This is a genomic window from Candidatus Symbiopectobacterium sp. NZEC135, from assembly GCF_025962695.1.
In genome coordinates this window covers 1-615 of record NZ_JAGFPF010001289.1, presented here as the reverse complement: position 1 = coordinate 615, position 615 = coordinate 1, and the positions used below count along the sequence as shown (strand labels likewise).

General features: G+C 56.1%; 1 protein-coding gene and 1 pseudogene. One reads left to right on the top strand and one right to left on the bottom strand.

What is annotated here, in order from left to right:
- A pseudogene (locus J5224_RS35720) lies at nt 1-92 on the top strand (transcriptional regulator); the annotation flags it as partial.
- Nucleotides 93-184: 92 nt separating this feature from the next.
- Here J5224_RS35720 and J5224_RS33865 read toward each other — a convergent pair.
- The coding region (locus J5224_RS33865) for a cation:dicarboxylate symporter family transporter (protein WP_264629244.1) at nt 185-615 on the bottom strand (431 nt) is incomplete at its 5' end.

Here is a 615-nt window from a genome sequence, read left to right as displayed (position 1 = left end):
AGAACTATTTTGTAAGTTTCAACGACCGTGGACAAGTGTTGAACAAAGGTTTCCAAAGCTGCGAAGCCTATGACACCAATCCCCAACGGTAATCGCGTTGTGCGCGTATTGCCGTTTGCATAAACAAAAAACCGGCAGGGTAGACCTGCCGGTTTTTTTATGCCTGAACCAACTCGCCTTTGTGTCAGGCGTGAGAGGTGTTCAGCGATGACTCATCATCGGCCGCGAAACGCGCCTTGTCCGTTTGTTTCAGTAACTGACTGGTCACCGTACCTGCGGTCATTGAACCGCTCACATTGAGCGCGGTACGCCCCATATCAATCAACGGCTCGATAGAGATCAGCAGCGCGACAAGCGTTACCGGCAATCCCATGGCGGGCAGAACGATCAATGCAGCGAAGGTTGCACCGCCGCCCACGCCGGCGACGCCGGCAGAACTGATGGTGACGATACCCACCAGCGTGGCAATCCACACCGGATCCAGCGGGTTAATGCCGACCGTCGGAGCAACCATCACGGCTAGCATGGCAGGATAGAGCCCGGCACAGCCGTTTTGCCCAATGGTGGTGCCAAAGGAGGCAGCAAAGCTGGCGATGGATTCCGGCACGCCGATGC